General features: G+C 60.2%; 14 protein-coding genes and 9 pseudogenes. 16 read left to right on the top strand and 7 right to left on the bottom strand.

What is annotated here, in order from left to right; translation table 11 throughout:
• Window positions 1-302: 302 nt before the first annotated feature.
• Window positions 303-1389: pseudogene (locus IVB23_RS13660) on the top strand (IS5 family transposase).
• 112 nt (window positions 1390-1501) lie between these two features.
• On the opposite strand, the gene IVB23_RS13655 reads toward IVB23_RS13660, so the two are convergent.
• The 3 genes from IVB23_RS13655 to IVB23_RS13645 all read right to left on the bottom strand — a co-directional run bounded on the left by IVB23_RS13655 (window position 1502) and on the right by IVB23_RS13645 (window position 4704).
• The gene (locus IVB23_RS13655) at window positions 1502-1696 is read right to left on the bottom strand and encodes a hypothetical protein (RefSeq protein ID WP_247803890.1); all 195 of its coding nucleotides are present in this window, start codon (window positions 1694-1696) and stop codon (window positions 1502-1504) included.
• Window positions 1697-2673: 977 nt separating this feature from the next.
• Window positions 2674-3738 (bottom strand): IS630 family transposase, encoded by a 1065-nt coding sequence (locus IVB23_RS13650; RefSeq protein WP_247803844.1) that lies wholly within the window; start codon window positions 3736-3738, stop codon window positions 2674-2676.
• Between the two features lie 384 nt (window positions 3739-4122).
• Window positions 4123-4704: a hypothetical protein gene (locus IVB23_RS13645; RefSeq protein ID WP_247803889.1), complete on the bottom strand. Its 582-nt coding sequence runs from the start codon at window positions 4702-4704 to the stop codon at window positions 4123-4125.
• A gap of 380 nt (window positions 4705-5084) precedes the next feature.
• Between IVB23_RS13645 and IVB23_RS13640 the strand changes: the two genes are divergently transcribed.
• From IVB23_RS13640 to IVB23_RS13605, 8 genes and pseudogenes are all read left to right on the top strand, one after another.
• On the top strand, window positions 5085-5360 hold the full coding sequence (locus tag IVB23_RS13640) for a type II toxin-antitoxin system RelE/ParE family toxin (protein WP_247804848.1): 276 nt from the start codon (window positions 5085-5087) through the stop codon (window positions 5358-5360).
• On the top strand, window positions 5357-5695 hold the full coding sequence (locus tag IVB23_RS13635; protein WP_247803888.1) for a helix-turn-helix transcriptional regulator: 339 nt from the start codon (window positions 5357-5359) through the stop codon (window positions 5693-5695). The genes IVB23_RS13640 and IVB23_RS13635 overlap by 4 nt, the downstream gene beginning before the upstream one ends.
• Before the next feature lie 575 nt (window positions 5696-6270).
• A complete protein-coding gene (locus IVB23_RS13630; protein WP_247803887.1) occupies window positions 6271-6549 on the top strand; it encodes a hypothetical protein in 279 nt (92 codons plus the stop codon).
• A 135-nt stretch (window positions 6550-6684) separates the two neighbouring features.
• Window positions 6685-8094, top strand: a complete 1410-nt coding sequence (locus tag IVB23_RS39395) for a GGDEF domain-containing protein (RefSeq protein WP_276578586.1) — start codon at window positions 6685-6687, stop codon at window positions 8092-8094.
• Between the two features lie 395 nt (window positions 8095-8489).
• Window positions 8490-9020: pseudogene (locus tag IVB23_RS13620) on the top strand (GGDEF domain-containing protein); the annotation flags it as partial.
• 89 nt (window positions 9021-9109) lie between these two features.
• Window positions 9110-9916: an EAL domain-containing protein gene (locus IVB23_RS13615; RefSeq protein WP_346659139.1), complete on the top strand. Its 807-nt coding sequence runs from the start codon at window positions 9110-9112 to the stop codon at window positions 9914-9916.
• A 131-nt stretch (window positions 9917-10047) separates the two neighbouring features.
• Window positions 10048-11076 carry a dipeptide epimerase gene (locus IVB23_RS13610; RefSeq protein WP_247803886.1) on the top strand — a complete coding sequence of 343 codons (1029 nt, stop codon included), beginning with the start codon at window positions 10048-10050 and terminating at the stop codon, window positions 11074-11076.
• Between the two features lie 7 nt (window positions 11077-11083).
• Entirely contained in the window at window positions 11084-12100 is a 1017-nt protein-coding gene (locus tag IVB23_RS13605) for a DUF1611 domain-containing protein (protein ID WP_247803885.1), read from the top strand.
• Between the two features lie 251 nt (window positions 12101-12351).
• Here IVB23_RS13605 and IVB23_RS13600 read toward each other — a convergent pair.
• Window positions 12352-13043 (bottom strand): annotated as a pseudogene (locus IVB23_RS13600) (IS3 family transposase); the annotation flags it as partial.
• A 33-nt stretch (window positions 13044-13076) separates the two neighbouring features.
• Window positions 13077-13918: pseudogene (locus tag IVB23_RS13595) on the bottom strand (IS5 family transposase).
• Between the two features lie 381 nt (window positions 13919-14299).
• Between IVB23_RS13595 and istA the strand changes: the two are divergent.
• Together istA and IVB23_RS13585 are read left to right on the top strand one after the other, a co-directional pair.
• Window positions 14300-15834: pseudogene (istA, locus tag IVB23_RS13590) on the top strand (IS21 family transposase).
• Window positions 15835-15902: 68 nt separating this feature from the next.
• Window positions 15903-16175, top strand: a pseudogene (locus tag IVB23_RS13585) (ATP-binding protein); the annotation flags it as partial.
• Between the two features lie 34 nt (window positions 16176-16209).
• Here the strand turns inward: IVB23_RS13585 and IVB23_RS13580 are convergent.
• Window positions 16210-18279, bottom strand: coding sequence for a recombinase family protein (locus IVB23_RS13580; RefSeq protein WP_247803884.1), 2070 nt, complete (start codon window positions 18277-18279; stop codon window positions 16210-16212).
• The gene (locus IVB23_RS13575; protein ID WP_247803883.1) at window positions 18260-18460 is read right to left on the bottom strand and encodes a hypothetical protein; all 201 of its coding nucleotides are present in this window, start codon (window positions 18458-18460) and stop codon (window positions 18260-18262) included. Before IVB23_RS13575 ends, IVB23_RS13580 begins: the two co-directional genes overlap by 20 nt.
• 312 nt (window positions 18461-18772) lie before the next feature.
• Between IVB23_RS13575 and IVB23_RS13570 the strand changes: the two are divergent.
• The 5 genes and pseudogenes from IVB23_RS13570 to IVB23_RS13550 all read left to right on the top strand — a co-directional run.
• Window positions 18773-19213, top strand: a pseudogene (locus tag IVB23_RS13570) (ATP-binding protein); the annotation flags it as partial.
• Window positions 19214-19416: 203 nt separating this feature from the next.
• Window positions 19417-20545 (top strand): annotated as a pseudogene (locus IVB23_RS13565) (IS3-like element ISRj2 family transposase).
• 205 nt (window positions 20546-20750) lie between these two features.
• Window positions 20751-21266, top strand: coding sequence for an IS3 family transposase (locus tag IVB23_RS13560; protein ID WP_247803882.1), 516 nt, complete (start codon window positions 20751-20753; stop codon window positions 21264-21266).
• Between the two features lie 47 nt (window positions 21267-21313).
• A pseudogene (locus IVB23_RS13555) lies at window positions 21314-22075 on the top strand (IS630 family transposase); the annotation flags it as partial.
• Window positions 22076-22556: 481 nt separating this feature from the next.
• Window positions 22557-22994 carry a hypothetical protein gene (locus IVB23_RS13550; RefSeq protein ID WP_074279456.1) on the top strand — a complete coding sequence of 146 codons (438 nt, stop codon included), beginning with the start codon at window positions 22557-22559 and terminating at the stop codon, window positions 22992-22994.
• Window positions 22995-23029: the final 35 nt, after the last annotated feature.

Raw genomic sequence — 23029 nt, 5'->3', positions numbered from 1 at the left:
TCTCGGTCATGAAAAAATCGCTTGTCCATCTCATCCGTCGTCCGCAACTGTTTCCAGTGCTGGGCCGGGAAGTCGTAGAACGCCAGTAGCGTGTCTCGATCGAGCTATCGCCAATAACGCTTTAAAAAACCGGGAATGATGCCAGGGGAGCTATTGCTCGTGATGGAGGCTGCGGGACTAATCGAAACGGTTGACCTGCTGAGGCCCCACGTCGAATCGCGCTAGCAGTCTGCTGAAGAACCCCCTCGCCACGGAGGGAGCTTGGTGATTCACTTTATCATCTCGAATCGGTGGAGACGATCATGCGCGGCAGGTTTACGGACCAGGGCGGCCTGTTTTCGTACATCGCGCCGGAAACGCGTGTGCCAGCGAACCATCCGCTGCGGAAGGTTCGGGAACTTGTCCGGGATGTTTTGAGTGATTTGAACCGCAGCCTTGGGAGGCTCTACGCCAGCGAGGGACGTCCTTCGATCCTCTCCAGAGCAATTGCTGAGCGCCTTGCTGCTGCAGGTGTTCTACGGCATCCGCTCGGAACGCCAGTTGATGGAGCAACTGGACTACAATCTTTTGTATCGCTGGTTCGTGGGACTGTCGCCGGACGATCCGGTCTGGGACCCGACCACCTTCACCAAGAATCGGGAACGGCTGCAGAACGGCGATGTGTTCACGAAGTTCATGACCCGGCTTCTGAACCATCCGCAGGTCAAGCCGCTGCTGTCGGACGAGCATTTTTCGGTGGACGGAACGCTGACCGAAGCCTGGGCTTCAGAGCAGAGCTTTCGCCCCAAGGACGGCAGCGGCGACGATGATGACGGCGCCAACTTCCACGGCCAGAAGCGCAAGAACGACACTCACGCGAGTACCAGCGACCCGGATAGCAGGCTTTATCGCAAGGCGGCCGGACGGGAGGCCAAGGTTTGCTATATGGGCCACGCCACCATGGAGAACCGGCATGGACTGGCGGTGGCCGGCAGGGTCACGCATGCCAATGGCACCGCCGAGCGCCGTACCTCGGAGGTCATGCTGAAGGCCAAACGCAAAGCTGCCGGCCATCGCATCACGGTCGGTGAGGACAAGGCCTACGATACCGCCGATCATGTCGCCAATCTTCGCGCCATCGGCGTGACGCCGCATGTGACACAGAACCAGGCCGTCACCAAGACCGGCAAGTCCCGCAACAGCGCCATCGACGAACGAACCACGCGGCATCGGGGATATGGCATGTCGCAATCGCGCCGGGCGATGGTCGAATGCATCTTCGGGTGGGGCAAGCAGCATGGCACCATGCGCAAAACCAAACATCGTGGCATCGCGCGGGTCGCCGCCGACTTCCTGCTCAATCTGATCGCCTATAACCTGATCCGCATTCCCAAACTGCTTGCCGCTTAGCCACCCCGCGCCGGGCTAACCCGGCGCCGCGCCGAACACGGTATCCAACCTCCAGCGGTCCGCCCCGTCAGCGACCGAACAAAGACAAGAAAACTCTCAACTTCATCGTTTTTCAGCAAACTGCTAGGCCGGCTTCGATAGTTGCTATTTCGTCTTGGACGGCTTTAACAGCGTTCGCGGGATCGATGCCGGAGACAGCGTGTAGTTCGCCCAGCATCTTGCGCCGATGCGCGAGTAGGTCCGTTAAGGCACGTCGGTCCCGCACCTTCACGTAGCCGGCGACGATCATTTCCATGGCTGTTGACACTGCGTTGCCTCCACCTCTCCGCGCTTGAGTTATCGCGGCCGGCTAAGCTCCAACAGACCGGCTTCCGTCATACGATATTCGACACCTTTGCCCGTTGAGCGTCGCTCCATCCATCCGCTTCGTAAAAGAGCGAGCGTCGTTCCGGGGCTGTCGGGAAGCTTTAACGAAGACACCCAATTGCGGTCACGAAGACGATCGAGAAATTGCCGGTGGTAGTGCTTAAAAATCGACCTGCGCTTTTCTTGCCGACGGATGTCTCGCAGTATCGTTTCAGGCGGGAGTTCAGTTTCCATAGCGGTTTGTTGCCATCCCATGGTTTACGATCACTTAAGGATCGGGAACAGCCGGCAATTTTTTCTAAATGGTTCATGGTTATTGTTTTGCGGCATGGGAGGACGGATCTGCTTCGTTCGTGCCCGCTGTTAGGCGAAGCTATGCTCGCCTGGTACATCGAAGGTTGAATTGCATCCGCTTGTAGCCGATCGCAGTGTGAGGTCGACCGATGACCAGCCCGACTGCCAGAAGGGCACTCTTTGACCTTGCTCAAGGCGGTTGCGACAGGGGCGCTTAGAACCAACATGTAGCCGAACGGCGCCGCCATGACGTTGCTGAGGTTATGGGCCCGGGGTCCTAGGCACACCGGGCCCGCCTTTAGCCCTGCTCGGGTGGCGGCCGCGATCCGCCCCGCGTTGTCGTCTGGGACTACTTGCATCAGCAAGCGCCCGCGCCGCAAATCCAACTGCGATGCTAAGCACAAACCATAAAGGTCCGGTACGGGCGACACCGCCATGGTAGGAGCAAGCCCCGCGCGATCTTATGGAAGGCGAATGCCATCGGCGCACCTGGCCGGCCCCCAAACACTCCAAATATGATCAGGAAGGCGATCGCTGCCGAGAGACTGATGGATTTTGACCAATCGAGGATAGCCATCCGCATTGTCGGAACACCTGCAATCAGAAGTTATCTAGTATCCGGAATCAGAGCTGAGTGATACGGCGGCCTTTGAAGGGGCGTTGACGAACCTTTTTCTTGGTCCAGACGAAGGGCTCGGCTTTGTCATTGTACGCGTTGACGTAGGCATCGATGTGTTCCTGAAGCTGCTTGAGACTTGTGAAGGAGGAGCCGCTAAGTGACTGCCCCTGCAAGATCGAGAACCAGACCTCGACCTGATTGAGCCAGGACGCGCTTGTCGGCGTGAAATGAAATTGCACGTTGGGGTGGGCCTTGAGCCAGTGCTCGTTTTTCTTGTGGGTGTTGAGGTTGTCGAGGATGACGTGAAGCCTTCGGCCCGGAAAGGCCGCGATAACGCCGTTCATGAAGTCGAGGAACTCGACGCGGCGACGGCGTTTTGAATGAGCCGCGATGATCTTTCCGGTGGCGACTTCGAGCGCCGCAAACAATGTCGTAGTGCCATGCCGCTTGTAATCGTGGCTCTGGCCGGTCAAGGCGCGGCCATTGGGCAACTTCAGATAACCCTGCGCTCGCTCTAAAGCCTGGATCGAGGGCTTCTCGTCCACGCATAGCACAATGGCCTTCGCGGGCGGGGCGACGTAGAGGCCAACAACATCGGCGGCTTTGGCCGTAAAGTTCGGGTCGTTGCTCTCGCACCAGGACTTGCGAGCCGCGAGGTCAATCTTGTGGCTGCGCAGGAACCGCCAGACATATTGGACGTCAACATTGCCCAGCGCCTCGGCCAGCAGAGGCCCGGTCCAGCGCGCAAACCCTTGCGGGGGCGGCTTATCCAGCAGCTTCAGAATCCGCTTGTCGGTGGCCTTCGTATAAATCGGCTGCTTGCCGGGCCGCGGCTTGTCGTGCAGTCCTTCAAGGCCATGATCGGCATAGCGGTGTCGCCAAAGGCTGACAATCCGCGGCTGGACTCCGACTTCTTTGGCGATCGAGCGGGTGCTGCGCCCGTCCGCCGCCAACAGAACTATCCGCGCCCGCTTCAAATCGCGCTGCAACGTCACCGGCGAGCGACAACACGCCTCAAGCACCGTGCGATCTTTCCGCGAAAGGCGGACTTCTCTTGCTTCAGGGATCATCCATATCTTGAATCACGACTCACGATCCAAGAAAAGTGGGTACTAGGCTGGCCATAAACAAGTTCGAAAGTCTTCTATCCTCGGGCTCAAGACCTCCAGTTTAGACGCCGCCCTTGCGATCATCATGGCAGCATTGAAGCATTCGATTTCCATGACAACGCGCCGCCGTGCTTCAGCCAATCACGCTCGCGTTGAGTAACGTGATCCAATCGCTCTTCTCCGAAAACGCTCTTTTGATAGTGGATTGTTGCGCAAGCCCGCAAACAGGAAGTTCACTTCGCGTTTGATTATCCCCGTCAGCGAGAGTAAGCGCGAGGTCGAAGTCGCCGCGCTCGAACGCGTCGATGGCGGCTTCGACCTGTCGGGTAGCCCCCTCCGTCAGGGTCAGCTTGATAGGATCGGCCGGCAATCGAGGGCCGCGGACGCGACGCCCGAACTCGGACGCTGCTTCGGCTCGCTTCTTCGTCGTCGAAGCCTCTCGCCAGTCGCGGACCTTTTATCCAGGATAGACGTCGGTCGCCAGAAGATTGAACTTGTCGCTAACGCGGCGATCTGGCCGCCGGTGAAAGCGTACTTCACGTGGGCTTGGTCGCGTTTGCGCGAAGAATGAAACGACGGGACCAAGAAGTGATTGTTGTCGCCGTTCTCGCTTATCACGATGCCATGGGCGATTTCGGCGCGGCGGGCTGCGGCTTCGGACGCGACCGCTTTAATCAACTTTAATTCGCGTTCCACTTCGTCATTAGGCGCCCAATGCCAAAGCGCGTCGGCGGCTTCGGCCAGCATTGTCTGGGGATTGCTAAAGGCGCTCCCGCTGCGGTAGGCTCCGAGGGCTCCAACCGGAATCACCGCGCCGAGAACTGCGGCGTACAAATCAAAATACTGTTCGACCTTCTCCCACTCATGGAGCGCCTGACCGACCGTCAGACGGATAGCCGCGCAGCGAGGCGAGGGCTTGTCCAGCAACACACGATACTAGATATCGATGGGCTCTGGCGTGATGGCTTCTCCGAAGCCCACGTCGACTTGAACCGGCACGCGCGCGCCGGCGATCGTTGCGCTGGACCGAATGTGCCGTTGCCCGTGTTGCCCGTCGATGTATTTTCTTCTGTCCTGCCGATCAGGTAGCTATCGCCTGCTGGTGGCGTTCATCGCCCGAACAACTTACAAGCCTAATATATCTGCCGACCGACGGTAAGGTGTGCAACCCCTTCCATTATGGGGATACCCCCATAATATAGGAAGTGACATAAAACGGCCCGAACCTAAACCCTGCGTCTTTATTGGCTCAAGCCCTAAGGACTTGAAGCGATTCCCCGCCAAGGTGGGGGCACGCCTTGCACCAAGTGCAGGAAGGTGAGGAGCCAATAGCCGCAAAGGCGCTGAGAGGATTCGGCGGGCGTGCTATCCAGGAGCTAGTCGATGATTTCGACAGCAAGACCTGCCGGGCCGTTTATACGGTGCGCTTTGCCGGAATGGTGTACGTGCTCCACGCTTTTCAGAAGAAGGCGAAGAAGGGCATCGCCACTTCCCAGCAAGACATTGAACCTATCAAATCGCGCCTGCGCGATGCTGAAGAGCATTATCGTGCGCGGGCAGACAAAGGAGGCCGCAAGCCATGACCAAACGCAAAATCGAAGCCTACGAGGGCAGCGGCAATATATTGGCCGATCTTGGGTTGCCCAATCCAGAAGAACGGCTGCTGAAATCCAGCATCGTGACCGAGCTGCATCGCCTGATCAAGGCACGCAACCTGACCCAGGTCAAGGCGGCAAAGCTGATCGGGATTTCGCAGCCTGACCTGTCTCACCTGCTGCGTGGTGACTACAGTGACTATTCAGCCGAGCGCCTGATGAAAATGCTCACGGTGTTCGAGCAGGATATCGAGATCGTGATGCGGCCTCACCGCAAGGCCGGTGAGCCGGGCCGTATCACCTTCAAACCTGTTGCAGCGTGATGAGAGGCGGGCCACGCCTGCTTTTCAGCTTCATTCTCCGGGGGTTTGGAAGTTAGTTCGAGGAATCTGTCAAGGACAGCAGTTTGAGTTACCATCGTCCTGCTCGCCATTAATTGAAAACTCAAGGAATTGTCCAGGAAGCTTGCAGGGAACGAAGGGCAGCTTCGAGGCAGCGTTCCGACTCAACACGCTCGTGAAACAGGGTGACGCAGTCAGGCTCTAGAATTGCGGTTCTTGATGGTGACAGTGAAACGAAGGCAAGGCTGGATTAACGGGACGACCTACAAGGTTTGGCAGGCGGCTAACTCGGCAAGCTCAGGTATCCTAACGGCCTCGGCCGTGCCGTGCGGGCATTCAGACGAGGGAGATCGGAGATGGCCTACAAGAAACTCGCCAATCAAAGCGCGCTGACGCCTACCGCGTCGCTCTTTGTCGCTCTTTAGGCGTGTTACCCCAGCAGGGGATACCCGCGGCGGCAGGCGGAAGGGTGAGTACGGTGATAGGCGAAGCCCTTTCTTTCGCAGGCTCGTGAGTTCCTCGTCTTCCGATGGGGCGTTCTCGAGCGCCTCGCAGACGTGACGACCCGCGGCAGCGGCCAGAACAATCTTCTGAACACACACGATACGCTGACCGTCAACGCAGCGGGCGGCCTGAACGCGGAGAGTCGAATACATATACACGCGGTACACGACGCTGATGATCGCGATGGGGCGCGCTCGCCGGTCCTCGTCGACAAGGCCAATGCTGTCCGCGCCGCCGCCTGGTCAACTGAAGGCCCGCAGATCCAAAGAAAACGGAAGCTCGATGTGTGCGTCTTCACCGGTGCAGCGGTGTCCGAGCCGTCGAGTTGTTGAAGAGCCTTCGGACGGCGCGAGCCCTGGTTCCTCATCTCGATAGTACAGTAAGGACCAAGGCACTCTGGGACAGAGTCTCGCTCGGAGCCGCCCAAGGGTCCCTGAGCGACCGCTGCTCATGTTGGGAGACGGTGTATGCATATGAACGCTCATCTTCCGGTACACGAACCGACCAACGCGCTCCAGCTGGTCACACAGGCGTATATGCGCCTTCTCCTAATCGCCTTCGCCGTGACGCCAGCGCAGTTCATCGCCTACCTGTATTTCCAGCAGGATCCCACGCTACGATTCAACAATCACCTGTTCCACGAAATTGCGATTGCAATAGCCACCATCGAGGGGCTTTTCGTCACGTATGTGACGTGGCGTTGCTATCAGTCTTCAGGCGAACCTCTGTTACGTTGGTTGACGCTGGGATTTCTCGGCTTCGTGCTGATCTATCTGCCGCACGGCACCTTCACCGAGATGGCACACCGCAATATCTGGCTGTTTCTGCTCTATGGCCCAGCGTCGCGTCTTGGAATGTCAATTCTGCTCTTCGTTGGGCTGCTCAGCTACAACCAGCCTTCAGACGAGGTCGAGAAGCGTTCGGATCCGCGCGCATGGTTGATCTGGATCGGCCTATTCCTAACGATGGATATAGCCGTCGGTCTGATCGCCTACTCCCCCTATGCGGGACGCCCCGCGGTCCGCTTATCCATGGAGGGCGGCGCATTGGTGTTCAGCGCGCTCAACGTCGGGGCAATGCTTATGCGGCGGCCTCACTCGCCGCTGATGCTTATCTTTGGCATTTCGGTCGCGTGGTTTGCGCTATCTTCGCTCGCATTCATTCTGGCGACGCCCTGGAATCATATGTGGTGGCTCGCCCACGCGATCTTTGCTGGCGGATTCGTCCTGCTCAGCTATGGCGTTGTTCAGGCGTTCCGAACCACGCAGTCATTTTCGGCCATCTATAGCCAGGAAGAAATGATGGCCCGCCTGGCCGACTCGATGGGAGAGACGCAAAGGGCGCTACAGCAATTGCGACTGAGCAATCAAAGTTTGGAACGTCTTGCCGCCACCGACCCGCTGACCGGTGCCGGCAATCGGCGCCACTTCATCGAGCATATTGGCGCCGAGATCGCCCGGGCCAAACGAAGCGGCGCTCCATTATCTCTGCTGTCGATCGACCTCGACCATTTCAAGGAGATCAATGACTCATGTGGCCACAGTGTCGGCGACGCGGTCCTCTGCGCATTCGTGCGAACGTGTCTGGACGCCATCCGCCCTTGCGATTCTGTCGCGCGCGTGGGCGGTGAAGAATTTATGGTGTTGCTGCCGGGGGCGACACTCGACACGGCTAGCGCGATAGCCGATCGCCTTCGATCGACCATCGAACGCAGTGCATTCGACGTCGGAGCCCAGCCGTCAGTCGGCGTCACCATCAGTGTTGGGGTGTCGGAGTTCGGGGCCGATGGAGACACGCTTGACGAATTCCTGACCGTGGCCGATCATCGGCTCTATCGCGCGAAATCTGGAGGTCGCAATCGTGTGATTGTCGCATAGGGGGTTCTTTCAGTCCCGCGCTCCGTCTCAGGTGCTTCGGCCCTGACGCCGGTTCTCACCCGGCTGGCGAGTTCGCCCCTAGAAGACGAATGTTAAAAATGGATCACTACTGGTTTCGTCGAGGAAACGGTTAATAGCGGCGTTGAATTCGCGGACCGATCAGCAGTCGGCGCGTTTGAGGCGACTTGGCGAATTTTCCTTCGACGGCGTTGAGCCAAGTGGATGAGCTAGGCGTGAAGTGGAAGGTGAAACGCGGATGGCGATCGATTGGCGTAGTTCGGCCAAAAGAGATTTCATTGCGCTCTTTGGGGGCGTCGATCTTGGCGCATTTTTATGAGCTTGGCCCTCGTTTGTTTCAGCTGGGACGGGGCTATTCGGATTCGGCACTCGACCCCATGGTGTTCATCATAATCGTCGCATTCTTCGTGAGCGTTGCGCTGACAATTTTTAGTGTTCGCCGCTATCGAGATCTCGCCCGGGAAACAAAAGCGCGGACCGTTGCAGAAATAGAAGCGCGCGATCTGGCGCGACATGATCCATTGACGGGCCTGCCTAACCGTCGCTTGTTTGATGAAAACTGTCATGCGAGCCTTCGCCTCGCCGGGCACACTCGCCGGATAGCCGTTCTGATGCTTGGCCTTGTTGGCTTGAAGAGGATCAAGGAGACTCATGGCCACGCAGCGGGGGAGAAGGCGCTATGCGAAATTGCCCACAGGCTCGGCGACGTCTTGCGCGTGGATGGCGTCCTGGCGAGGATTGGAGGCGACGAATTCGGGATTTTCCTGCCAGACATTAGCTCCCTTGAGGATCCCATCAATCTGGCACGCCGTATTGTGGCATCCGCCGCCGGCACCTTTTCGATCGAGACGGGTGCGGCCGAGCTTGATGTCGGCATTGGCGTCGCCATTGCACCGATTGACGGTGTCAATCTCCACGAGTTGGTCAGGCGCGCAGAACGTACGCTTTATCGCGCGCGAGGCGATGGAGGTCGTCTGTTCGCTTTTTCGAACCAGAAATGGACATGCATGTTGAGCGGCGCATCGAGATCGAGCGGGAACTTCGCAGCGCTATCACGGCGGATGTCATCGAGCCGCACTACCAGCCTGTCGTTTCGCTTAGCAGTAATTGCATCGTCGGGTTCGAGGCCCTGGCGCGTTGGAGAAGTAGGAGCCTTGGGCATATTCCGCCCGATATGTTTATTCCGATTGCAGAGGAAACGGGCCTGATAAACGCGCTCGGAGATCAGCTTCTTCGCCGGGCCTGTTTCGATGCCAGTACGTGGCCGGAGATGTTTACGCTTGCCTTCAATATTTCGCCCGTTCAGTTGCGTGATCCAGCGATTGGGCATCGCATTCTATCGATCCTTGGGCAAACCGGATTCAGTCCGCGCCGCCTGGAGATTGAAATTACCGAGAGCGCGTTCGTGGAAAAGACCGAGGTTGCGAAGACCGTGATTGAAGAACTCCGTCGAGCCGGAGTCCGCGTCGCGCTCGATGATTTCGGAACGGGTTATGCTACGCTTAGCCAGCTTCTTTCGTTTCGTCTCGACAAGATCAAGATAGACCGCAGCTTCGTGTCGCATCTCGACGACAGTATCGAGAGCCAGGTGATTGTTCGTGCTATCGTTGACCTTGCAGAGGGATTTGGCTTGACGACCACGGCCGAGGGCGTCGAAGGCGCTGGCCAGCTGGCCTATCTAGTGGCCAATGGTTGCACAGAAGGACAAGGTTACCTGTTCAGCGCTGCCGTCCCGGCCGCCGGTATCAACGCGCTGCTTAATCGCCATTCCGGCCGCACGGCCAGTGCTGAAGATGCGGTTTAGAAGCGCAAATACGTGGATTGTAAGTTATGGATTGTGGAAAGTCTCCCGCTCGGTCGACAATAGCCCATAGCTATAACGATACGGGCTCGCTTGTTTTTTTGACGCCTGTCCAGTTTGTCGATGGAGCTTTCATGGAGCACGAACCCACTGGTCCCCTCAGAATGCGAGTGGAAACGGAAAAATGGCCGCTGGTCGCGCCCTTTCGTATGACGGGCCAAACGCTGGATGCTGCCGAGGTTCTTGTTGTGGTTCTGGAGAACGATGACTTTGCCGGCCGCGGAGAGGCTGCGGGTGTCGATTACAGGAATGAAACGACTGCATCGATGCGCAACCAACTCGAAGCAGTGCGAGCCAAGGTCGAACGCGGGCTCACCGCCCGATCGTTGCAACAGCTATTGCCGCTTGGTGGTGCGCGCAATGCGCTGGATTGCGCCTTGTGGGATTTCGAAGCGTCGGCCAGCGGGCAGCCGGCCTGGCGTCTGGCCGGGCTGCACAAGCCGCCGCAGTCTCTAGTCACGACATTTACGTGCGGTGCCGATACCCCGGAAAAAATGGCAGCTGCTGCCCGCGCGTATCGCGGGGCTCGGGCTATCAAGATCAAATTGACTGGAGAAGCCAGCGACGGCGATCGCGTTCGCGCGGTTCGCGAGGCGCAGCCGAGCGCGTGGCTTGGTGTAGACGCAAATCAGGGGTTCACACGTCATTCATTGACGCACCTAATGCCGATCATGGTGGAGAGCAAGGTGGAGCTGATCGAACAGCCTTATCCTGTAGGACACGAGGCGCTTCTGGACGGCTTTGATTCGCCGATCGCGATCGCCGCAGATGAAAGCGCTCAATCACTCCGCGACATTCCGGACCTGGTCGGGCGATTCGGTGTGGTCAATATCAAGCTCGACAAGAGTGGCGGGCTCACTGAAAGCTTGGCGATGGCCCGGGCGGCACGCCAGTACGGGCTTGAGGCAATGATCGGAAACATGATCGGCACGTCGCTTGCCATGGCGCCAGCGTTTCTCGTAGGCCAGCTTTGCACTGTTGTGGATCTGGATGGGCCGATATTACTCAAGAGCGATCGGTCCATCAGGGCTCAATATGAGGACGGATATATCACTTGTCCGGAAGCCCTATGGGGTTATTCGCACAAGATTGGCGGGAAGTGAGGGCGACATGAGCACACATCAAATCCAAAAGCCGTATCTGCTAATGATCGGCGACATGGATGAGCCGGGGAATGCAAAAACCGCATTCGGACTGCGAGACTGGGCGGCCGACGCTTGCATCGGTCAATTCCGGTTCACCGAGAAGGCGGTAAGTCTTGGCCTGCCCGACATGACTCCGGAGAGAGCAGCGCGGGCAGGGGTTAAGACACTCGTTATCGGAATTGCGGCTCCCGGAGGGCAATTGCCGGAAAGCTGGCACGCTCCTTTGGCAGATGCCCTGAAAGCGGGGCTGGATCTCGCGGCAGGACTGCATCAGCGGCTGAAGGAGATTCCCACACTAGCTGAATGCGCAACAAACACTGGCCGGAAGATCCATGATGTTCGACACTGTGACACTGCCTTTCCTGTTGGAAGCGGTATCCGTCGTCCTGGGAAGCGTCTTCTGACCGTGGGAACCGATTGCGCCCTCGGGAAAAAATACGCAGCTCTGGCAATCGCCAAAGCCATGGTAGGAGATGGCATGAATGCCCGTTTTCGTGCTACTGGTCAGACGGGAATTCTGATTTCAGGGAGCGGTATCGCCGTCGATGCAGTCGTGGCCGATTTTATCTCGGGAGCGGCGGAAGCGCTTTCGCCAGCCAACGACGCCGATCACTGGGACATTATCGAGGGGCAGGGGTCCTTGTTTCACCCTGCATATGCCGGCGTTTCCCTTGGACTCCTCCATGGCTCACAACCTGACGCGCTGGTTCTCTGTCACAATCCGTCCCTCAAGTCACTAGGGGGCTTTCCACATATTCCCATTGTAAAACTCGATGATGCCATCTCGACTCATCTTTCGGCGGCCCGACTGACAAACCCCGGGGTACGGTTCGTCGGCATATCACTCAACACCTCATCCATGAGCGATGGTGAAGCTCGCCACGCCTTGGCAACGACGAGTGCCATGTTGAAGTTGCCTTGCGTGGATCCTATTCGTACCGGGGTTGATCCTATCGTCAGGCAATTGAAAACACTTCGTTGATCTCATCGGCCGATGGACTTGACCCGTCGTGGAGGCCGTTGAAAACTTGCGGATGGGAGGCTTTAAGGCTTCCGATCCGGCGATCGAGCTAAATCAGTTTCGGTCCCGCCGCATTCCTCCCGGCTGGCTTGACCCCTTCTCGCCCGATATCCGCAAGAGCCATCACTCCGGTCTCCTGAAATGGCCCCGGAGAGCGGGACCGCTTGAACCGGTTTGTTAGTTGGAAACTGACCGCTCCTGATCCCTTTCTATCACGCTGCCAGAGACTCTGTCTGCTGCAGTTGCTGTGGGCATGTGGTCAACGCGTCAGCGTTGTCCACCATGTCCACAGTCTTCGCGGCCTGGATCCGTTCGCGCCAGACCGCCATTGGCGTGCGATAGCCGTGCGCCTGATGAAGGCGGCGATCGTTGTAGAAGGCTATCCAGCTCGCGATCCCTGCTTTGGCCTCGCGGCCGTTGGCATAGCCCTTGAGATAGATGTCCTCATGCTTGAGCGACCGCCACAGCCGCTCGATGAAGACGTTGTCCATCCAACGACCGCGGCCATCCATGGAGATCTTGATGTTTGCGGCCGCCAGCGCCGTGGTGAAGGGCACGCTGGTGAACTGGCTGCCCTGGTCGGTATTGAAGATCTCCGGCGTGCCGTACGTCGCCAGCGCCTCGTCCAGAGCCGCCAGGCAGAACGAGACGTCCATCGTGTTCGACAACCGCCACGCCAGAACCGCACGGCTCGCCAGTCGATGATGCCGACGAGATAGAGAAAGCCGCGGCCGATGGGCAGATACGTGATGTCGGCCGCCCACACCTGGTTCGGCCGGTCGATCGTCATGTTGCGCAGCAGATAGGGATAGATCTTGTGGCCCGGCGCCGGCTTTGTCGTGTTCGGCTCCGGTCCCAGCGCCGCTATGCCCATCTTGCGCATCAACCGCTGCACGCGCTTGCGATTAGCCGGGAGACCCTCAGAGTCTGTCCGGGATCATGCTGTTTTTTGGCAGAGCTTTCGCAGCATGAGGCGGATTGAGGCGAGGCGCAAGAACGCCAATGCCTTTCGGTTGAGGCACTCCCAATCCTTGGCCAAACGGCGGCAGCGGTTGAGCCAGGCGATGGTGCGTTCGACGATCCATCGCTTGGGCAAGATCGCAAAACTCTTTGCTGTATCGGAGCGCTTGACGATCTCGACGTCGATTTGCCGGAGGATTTTGCGAACGGCGGACTGAAAGATCGGCCCCTGATAGCCGCCGTCAGCATAAAGCTTCAGCAGGAATGGATGCAGGCCAAACAGCGTGGCCATCACCAGCACCCCACCGTCACGATCCTGGATGTCCGCCGAATGCACGAGGGCGTGGAGCAGCAAGCCTTGAGTATCGACTAGGATGTGGCGCTTCTTGCCCTTGATCTTCTTGCCCGCATCGTAGCCATGCGGGTCGATCCACGCCCCCCTTTTTCCGCGCTCTTGACGCTTTGACTGTCGATGATGGCGGCGCTCGGGCTGGGTTCTCGGTTGGCCAATTCTCGACATTGTACATAGAGCGCGTGATGGATGCGATCGAGCGTGCCGTTCCAAGCCCACAAGTCAAAATAGTCGTGCACCGTGCTGCGTGGCGGCAGGTCCTTCGGGATCGCTCGCCATTGGCAACCGGTGCTCAGCACATACATCAGGCCATTGATCACCTCGCGCACATCGACCGTGCGCTTGTTGCCGCCTCGCTTGGCTGGCGCAATCAGCGGCTCCACCAACGCCCATTCCTCATCAGTCAAATCGCTTGGATAGCGTAGCCGGCTTCGGTCGTAACGACCGCGGTTCTCCTTCGTCCACATGGGCGCCCCTTCGAATCGGACCGCCACCCTTGAATCACAAATGATTCCGATGATTCAAGATGTTCCCGGACAGACACTCAGCCTTCAGATCGCGTGAAGATCCTGAGCTGGAACGGAAGCGGCCTTGTGCTTTACTACAAAAGAATCGAGGGGCAGTTCACCTGACCGCCGATCAAGGAAGGCGTCATGCCGCTATCTCATGCTCAACTTGCGCGTTTCGCGGCATCGTGAGCACGGATTTCAGCGCATCGTGAGCAACGATTTCAGAGGATCGTGAGCAGCGATTTCAGGCGATCGTGAGCAACGTTTGGCGGTGCCGGACGCTTCGACCGACAACTCAACCGGGCTACGGAGTCTTCATTCAACCAATGAGGAAGCCTGATGCCTACCGAGAGATTGTCGATGCGCCGGATCCGAGAAGTTCTACGTTTGAGGCACCAGGGCCTGACCGAGCGCGTCATCGCGCGGACGTTGGGAGTGAGCAATGGGGTCGTACACGGTTATGTGCGTCGCGCCCGCCTTGCGGGGCTGACCTGGCCGCTGCCGGAGGGCCTGGACGACGAGAGCCTTGAACTGCTGCTGTTTCCGGCGCCGACGGCAGCCTCGCAAAGCGACCGGCGCCCGACACCGGATTGGGCTTATGTCGAGAAGGAGCTGCGCCGCCGCAGCGTGACGCGCCTGCTGTTGTGGGAAGAGTATCGCGCCGCCAATCCGGACGGCTTTGGCTATACCTGGTTTTGCACGACGTTCGAGGCCTGGAAGCGGCGGGCCCGGCCAAGCATGCGTCAGACCCACGCCGGTGGGGAGAAGGTATTCGTCGATTTCGCCGGCGACACCATCGATATCTTCGATCCCATCACCGGCGAAGTGCGCGCCATGAAGCTGTTCGTCGCGGCGATGGGGGCCTCGAACTATACCTACGCCGAGGCCTGCCCAAGCGAGAGCCTGTCCGACTGGATCGGCGTGCATGCCAGCCTGTTCAGGTATCTCGGCGGCGTGCCGAAGTTCGTTGCGATAATCTCAAGGCCGCCGTGACCAACCCCGATCGCTACGATCGCGGGATCAACCGCACCTATGCTGAGATGGCCGGCCATTACGGCACCGCGATCCTGGCGGCCCGCCCGAGGCGACCAAAGGACAAGGCCAAGGTTGAGGTCGCAGTCCAGATCGCCCAGCGCTGGGTCCTGGCCCGCCTGCGCAACCAGCGCTTCTTTTCCTTGGCGGAGCTCAATACCGCCATCCGCGGGCTCGTCGTCGAACTCAACGCCCGCCAGATGCGCGGCTTCGGCTCTAGCCGGACCGAACTGTTCGCCGAGATTGATCGCCCCAGGTTGAGAGAACTGCCGGACCAGCCCTACGTCTTTGCGCGATGGAAGCGTTGCCGTGTCGCCCCAGATTATCACGTCGAGATCGACGGCCATTGGTATTCCACCCCTTACCGCCTGATCCGTGAACTCGTCGATGTCCGTATCGCCGACAAGACCGTCGAGGTCTTCCACAAGGGACAGAGGATCGCCAGCCACGCCCGCGCGCCCAACCGGCGCGGCCACACCACGATTGCCGATCATATGCCCAGCGCCCACCGCCGCTACGGCAAATGGACACCGGGAGGGCTGATCGCCGCCGGCGAGAAGATCGGTCCATCGACCGCGGCGTTCTTCCAGGTCGTCATCGAAGCCCGGCCGCACCCCGAGCAAGGCTTTCGCACCTGCCTCGGTATCCTGTCGCTGGCCAGGAGCTACGACCATGCGCGCGTCGATGCCGCCTGCCGACGCGGCATCCTGATCAAGGCCCGCTCCGTCGCCTCGATCCGTTCGATCCTCAAGAGCGGCCTCGATCGCGCTTTCCTCGACGAGACGTCCGACCACCAGCCCCTGCGCCACGGCAACATCCGCGGTCAGGGCTATTTCCACTGAATCAGGGAGACTCCAATGCTGACACACACCCCACCCATGAACGGCTGATCACGCTTGGCCTGACCGGAATGGCCAAAGCCTTCGAGGAGCAGCGACGATCACCGGACCTCGACGCCCTGCCGTTCGAGGAGCGCGTCGGGCTTCTCGTCGATCGCGAAGCCGCCGAGCGCGACACCAAACGTCTCACGACCCGCCTCAAGTTCGCCGCGCTACGCCAGAGCGCATGCGTGGAAGACGTCGATTTGCGCACGCCACGCGGCATCGACCGCAGCGTCTTCGCCAGACTCGTCGGCGGCGACTGGATCGACCGTCACGAGAACCTGCTCATCACAGGGGCAACCGAGCCCGCTTCATAATGCTCACCTTTCTATCTCGTTAGAGTTCCAGTTCTTTTTGTAGCGGAGTGCCGGACGGCGGACGTCTGAGGCGCCGCGCGGTGGCGGCTCGTTTGACGTCAGGACGCTCAAGATCGGCTGCTTTGATGATCCAAGGTGCGCCTTTGCAAAGCTGGCTCGCCGCGAGCTGGTCGTCCTTGATCAGACGTCGCACGGTTGACGGGCTGACGGAGAGGGCCGCGGCCGCCTCGTCCAGAGTGACCTCGCCGCGGTCGTGGCGCTCGCCTTCGCGATAGGCTGCGATGTCGTTGTGGCTGCGCAAGCTGCACACTCGCGACTTGGTCCAGCCATTGCCGCGCCCCGTGGTTTTGCCGGATCGGTTGAGCACCGACGCGATCGCTTTGTCCGTCATCTGCCGCGCCAGCACGCGCACGAGATCGACTGTCTCTCCCGTTGCGCTCCAGCGGTGCTGGCCGGAGCGATTTTTTTTGACCTTGAGAGCGGAGTGGTCGCCGCCGTGCCAGCGGATCACCAGATCGAGCGCGTTGTCCTCGACGCGGACGACGATCTCGTCGATCAGCGTTCGCACGATCCGCTTGCGCGTTTCGGGGGCCACGCCGGCACTTGACCAAGCACGCGCCAGGTCGGCGCCTAGCGTCATCAGCCGCTCCCTGTCGGCAGGTGTGAGATCAGCAGCGGGCGAAGCCATCAGTCCCTCCAGCTCTGTCTCCAGATTGCGCACGACCGCCAGCCGGTCGTTCCATCGCTTTTCCAGCTCGGCGGCGACGAGGCGATTGTCGGGATCGACGGCATCGTATTGGCGGCGCGCGCGCCCCACCTCATAGCGAGCCTGCTCCAGCGCCAGTTCGACTTGGCCGCGTTTGTCTTCGTTCGCACGGCTGCGCGCAGCCTGCGCGGCGAGTGCCGCCTCGATACCGAGCGGCTGCAGGCGCTCGATCACCTCGGCGGCCACGTCACGATCGATCCGCATGCCGCCGAACGAGATGCAAGGGTCACCGCCATGATTGTTGGCGCCGCCCCGACAATGGTAGCGACGGGTGTTGCCGTCCTTGCCGGAGTAGGCGACGTGAAGTTTGCGCCCACAATGGCCACAGCGCAGCAGGCCGGCGAGCAGAGCCTCACCTCGGCGCAGGGCACCGCGGCTCATCGGGTTCTTGCCGTTGGCGTTATCCGCAATCAGGCTGAGGTTCCTCTCATGGTCCGCCCAGCTCAGATAACCCTCATGATGGTTCGGGATCAACACCTCCCAATCCTTGCGCTCCCTCTTGAAGCCGCGAACCACCTTCTTGCGGCCGGCCTCGATGCTGATGCGGCTGCCGGTGCGCCCGAATGCATACGCGCCGGCATAGATTGGGTTGGTCAGAATGTGCAGGATCGTGTTGTAGACCGGCAGCTTCCACTCGACCAGGTGGCCTTCGGCGCCATAGGTGACGGCGGGCAACGGAACGCGCTCGTGTCTGAACCAGAGGTGCACCTGACGCACCGTCTGCATCTCAGTGAACTTGGCGAAGACGAGCGCAATCGCCTCGCCGACGCGCCGATCCGGGTCCTTCTCGATGCGGTTGTGGCCGACCCGCACGTAGCCGACGGCGACCGTCATGAACAGCTCGCCCCGGCGCGCCTTCTGCTTCAGCGCTTCGAGCGAGCGCTGGCGCAGTACCGACAACTCCATCTCGCTCATGGTACCCTTCATGCCGAGCAGTAGGCGATCGTTGGGCTGTCGCGGATCGTAGACGCCGTCCTCGTCGGCGATCAGTGTGCCGACGAGACCGCAGAACTCGAGCAGCGTGTGCCAGTCGCGACCGTTGCGTGCGAGCCGGGACGCTTCGATCGAGACCACGACCCCGACGCGCACCTCACAGATGGCGGCCAGCAGCTTCTCGAAGCCGGGCCGCGCGACGCCACCGCCGGAGCGGCCGAGATCGTCATCGATGACGGCAACATCGCTCCAGCCCAACTGTCGCGCGCGCTCCGGCAAATTGTACTGACGGCGCTTACTTTCCAGGTTGTGGGCGACCTGATCAGGCGTCGACTGACGGATGTAGACGACGGCCTGACGGGCGAGGTGCTCAGGCGTGACCTTGCTCATGAGCGGCCTCCCTCGTCTCTGCGGTTGGCGTGCCCGTCTCGATATTGGCGCCGTCGGCGAGGGCCTCGAGCAGCAGCCCCTCGATCAGGCAGACGAGAGTGCTTCTCTGCGACGCCGGAATCGCCGGCGTCTGGCGATCCTCCTCGAACAGGCTCCGTTGCAAATGGCGTCTTGGTTGCATGATCCCCTCCTTCACGCAGGGGCCATGCCCCGCCTCGAGAGGCGATAAGCACATCGATTCGCGCCCGCAGTTCGACGAGCCTTTCGACAGCCAACCGAGGGCTTGCTGTGAGCGTTGCAGAGCGAGCAATATCCTCGCTCATCCAGGCCGGGATCAGGGCGAGTGTCCCGTCGGGCTGCACCACGACCAGATGGTCCTCGCCGGCGAAACGCTTGCGGTGCTCGACCTGCACCATCTGCCCGGCCCGAGGATGGAACGGATAGAGGATCAAAACCTCGAACGCCGGACACCCGGCATTGTGACGCTGTCTCGACCGGGCTCGGCAAAAGCTGGATTGCCTGCGCCCTCGGCCAAAAGGCCTGCCGCGACAATCGTTCGGTCCAGTATCACCGCGTCCCGCGCCTGTTCGAAGCGCTCGCCCTGGCTCGCGGCGACGGCCGATATGGCCGGCTGCTCAAAACCATCGGCCGCATTCAACTTCTGATTCTCGATGATTGGGGCCTGTCAGTTCTCAATCCGCCCGAACGGCGCGACCTTCTGGAGATCCTCGATGATCGCCACGGTCGCGCCTCCACCATCGTCACCAGTCAGGTCCCTGTTGAACATTGGCACGACGTTATCGGCGACCCAACCCTCGGCGACGCCATCCTGGATCGCCTCGTTCACAACGCTCACCGTCTGCAACTCTCCGGAGAAAGCATGCGAAAGCAGAACGCCCGCAATCAAACTCTTGACGCCAACTCAAACCCCTGAACCAATCACCCATGTCGGTCAGAGCCGCTGCTCATCATCGCGCGAAACAGCTGCTCACGATCGCCTGAAATCGCCGCTCACCATCGCCGAAATACGCACTCAACTCTCGGTGCTGAGAGCTGGCTCCGCAAATTCGGACAGTAGCTTGAGTGGATTTTCTGCCTGACAGCGGCGAGGATTCTTGCCGCGAATCAGGAGCGAAGATGACGAAGAAGAGCCGCCGGACGCATTCTCCGGCATTCAAGGCGAAGGTTGCTTTGGCTGCGGTCAAAGGCGACAAGACGCTGGCGGAGCTGGCGCAACTGTTTGATGTTCATCCGAACCAGATCACGATCTGGAAAAGCCAGCTCCTGGAAGGCGCCGCCGGCGTGTTTGGGCATGACAAGGCATCGGCCGAGACGCCGGTCGATTTGAAGGCGTTACATGCCAAGATCGGCGAGCTGGCGTTGGAAAACGATTTTTTGTCCGGCGCGCTCACCAAGGCGGGCCTGCTGAGCGCAAAGCGATGATCGACCGCGGTCATGATCTTTCTATCGTGCGCCAGGCGAAGGTCCTGAAGCTGGCTCGCAGCACGGTCTACTATGAACCTCGGCCAGTTTCGGCCGAGGACCTTGCCTTGATGCGTCGGCTCGATGAGCTGCATCTCGATTATCCCTTCGCGGGAGCGCGTATGCTGCGATCGTTGCTGCGGCGGGAAGGCGTATACGCCGGTCGCCGCACATCGCGACGCTGATGAAGCGCATGGGGATCGAGGCGGTCTATCGTCGCCCGAACACGAGCAAGCCGGCACCGGGTCACAAGATCTACCCGTACCTGTTGCGCGGATTGAAGATCGAGCGGCCCGACCAGGCGTGGGCAATGGACATCACTTACATTCCGATGCGGCGTGGCTTCGTCTATCTCGCGGCGGTCGTCGATGTGTTCAGCCGACGGGTCCTGGCCCATCGCGTCTCGATCACAATGGAGGCGGCCTTCTGCGTCGAAGCGGTCCAGGAGGCGTTGGCGAAGCACGGCAGGCCCGAGATTTTCAACACGGACCGGGGCAGCCAGTTCACCAGCCTCGAGTTCACCGATGTGCTGCTGGACGCGAAGATCGCCATCAGCATGGACGGCAAGGGCGCCTGGCGCGACAACGTGTTTGTCGAGCGGCTCTGGCGCACGGTCAAATACGAAGAAGTTTATCTCCGCGCCTACGACAGCGTGTCCGAGGCGCGAGCGTCAATTGCCAAGTATCTGGCCTTCTACAATCAGGGACGCCCTCACTCGAGCCTTGACGGGCGCACGCCCGATGAGGCTTACTTCGGCACGCAAGCTATGGTGATGGCCGCATGACCGTCGCCGACGATTTTTGTCGTCGCTCTGGTCGGGCTACGCCCTCCCGACGCAACGACAAAATCGTAAGGCCCCGCGTTCAGCATAACCCGGCAGGAATCCACTTAAATCCCGCGGGGCGCTGTCCAAACAACCGGGGCCAGCTCTCAAGATCGACGCGGCGCTGAAGGCAAAGATCGCTCTGGAAGCCGTGCGGGAGCAGGCGATGGTGGCCGATCTGGCCCAGCGCTATGAGGTTCACCCGAACCAGATCTATGCCTGGAAGAAGCAACTGCTGGACCAGGCGGCCCGGGCCTTTGACGCGGGTGTCGGGGCGGGAGAGCGAGGACGCTCGCGAACGCGAGATCGAGAAGCTGCACGCCAAGATTGGACAACTGACAGTCGAGCGCGATTTTTTAGCGCGGAGGTCCGGAAGATGAGCACGCCGGACCGTCGAGGAATGCTCGATCGCGCCAACATGGCGCTGTCGATCCGCCGGCAATGCATGTTGCTTGGCATCGCGCGCTCTGGGGTCTACCGGCCGCCACGGCCAGCCAACGACAACGACCTTGCCCTGATGCGGCGCCTCGACGAGTTGTTCACCGCCTGGCCGTTCCTGGGCTCGCGGCGAATGACCGCGATGCTGAAGGCTGAGGGGCTTCCGGTCAATCGCAAGCGCGTGCAGCGGTTGATGCGCAAGATGGGCATAGCGGCGCTGGGGGGATGTCCCGATCGCTGTTGAACTAGTACCCACTATTCTTGGATCGTGAGTCGTGATTCAAGATATGGATGATCCCCGAAGCAAGAGAAGTCCACCTTTCGCGGAAAGATCGCAAGGTGCTTGAGGCGTGTTGTCGCTCGCCGTTGACGTTGCAGCGCGATTTGAAGCGAGCGCGGATCGTTCTGCTGGCGGCGGATGGGCGCAGCACCCGCTCGATCGCCAAAGAAGTCGGAGCCCAGCCGCGGATTGTCAGCCTTTGGCGGCACCGCTATGCCGATCATGGCCTTGAAGGGCTGCAAGACAAGCCGCGGCCCGGCAAGCAGCCGATCTATACGAAGGTCACCGACAAACGGATTCTGAAGCTGCTGGATAAGCCGGCCCCGCAAGGGTTTGCGCGCTGGACCGGCCCTCTGCTGGCCGAGGCGCTCGGCGATGTTGACGTCCAATATGTCTGGCGGTTCCTGCGCAGCCACAAGATTGACCTCGCGGCTCGCAAGTCTTGGTGCGAGAGCAACGACCCGAACTTTACGGCCAAAGCCGCCGATGTTGTCGGCCTCTACGTCGCCCCGCCCGCGAAGGCCATTGTGCTATGCGTGGACGAGAAGCCCTCGATCCAGGCCTTGGAGCGAGCGCAGGGTTACCTGAAGTTGCCCAATGGCCGCGCCTTGACCGGCCAGAGCCACGATTACAAGCGGCATGGCACGACAACGCTGTTTGCGGCGCTTGAAGTCGCCACCGGAAAGATCATCGCGACGCATTCAAAACGCCGTCGCCGCGTCGAGTTTCTCGAGTTCGCCGCGGCCTTTCCGGGCCGAAAGCTTCTCGTCATCTGAAATGGACCCGGAGAGCGGGACCGCTTGAACCGGTTTGTTAGTTGGAAAGTGACCGCTCCTGATCCCTTTCTATCACGCTGCCAGAGACTCTGTCTGCTGCAGTTGCTGTGGGCATGTGGTCAACGCGTCAGCGTTGTCCACCATGTCCACAGTCTTCGCGGCCTGGATCCGTTCGCGCCAGACCGCCATTGGCGTGCGATAGCCGTGCGCCTGATGAAGGCGGCGATCGTTGTAGAAGGCTATCCAGCTCGCGATCCCTGCTTTGGCCTCGCGGCCGTCGGCATAGCCCTTGAGATAGATGTCCTCATGCTTGAGCGACCGCCACAGCCGCTCGATGAAGAGTGAGCGTCATGGGAGGATCACCGTGCCCGGCCTTGACTTGCGCGGAATGCTCTGGATTGCGCGGTCAGGGTGATTGACGCTGCCGTTGATCGGTGATGGGGTGATCCCGGGTTGGAGCGGGCAACGGGGCATCAGAATGACCAGCGATTCTCAGCTGCGCGAGAAGCTTCGGAAGATCGAGGCGTTGTTCGTGGGTGCTGGAACGGCTGGTGAGCGCCTTGCGGCGGAAGCTGCGCTGCAGCGGGTACGCGCCCGGGTCGAGGAGCTGGCTCGTCACGACCCCCCGATCGAGCAGCAATTTTCACTTCCTGACCAATGGTCGCGGCATCTGTTTCTGGCGCTTTGCCGCCGGTACGGGCTACGGCCGTTTCGTTACCACCGCCAGCGACGCAACACGGTGATGGTCCGCGCGTCGCGGGGCTTCGTCGACAAGATCCTGTTGCCGGAGTTCACCGAGCTGGAGAGGGCGCTGCAAGTCTATCTACACGAGGTGACGCTGCGCGTGATCCGAGAGGAAATCTATGACGACACCAGCGACGCGCAGGAAGTTCCAGATGCTCTGCCGTCGAACTGATCAGGCGGCGAGCTTTGCCTCCGAACCGTCGCGCT

Origin of the sequence: Bradyrhizobium sp. 191 (assembly GCF_023100985.1) — a bacterium.
Taxonomy (GTDB): Bacteria; Pseudomonadota; Alphaproteobacteria; order Rhizobiales; family Xanthobacteraceae; genus Bradyrhizobium; species Bradyrhizobium diversitatis.
This window is presented reverse-complemented; position numbering and strand designations above follow the sequence as displayed.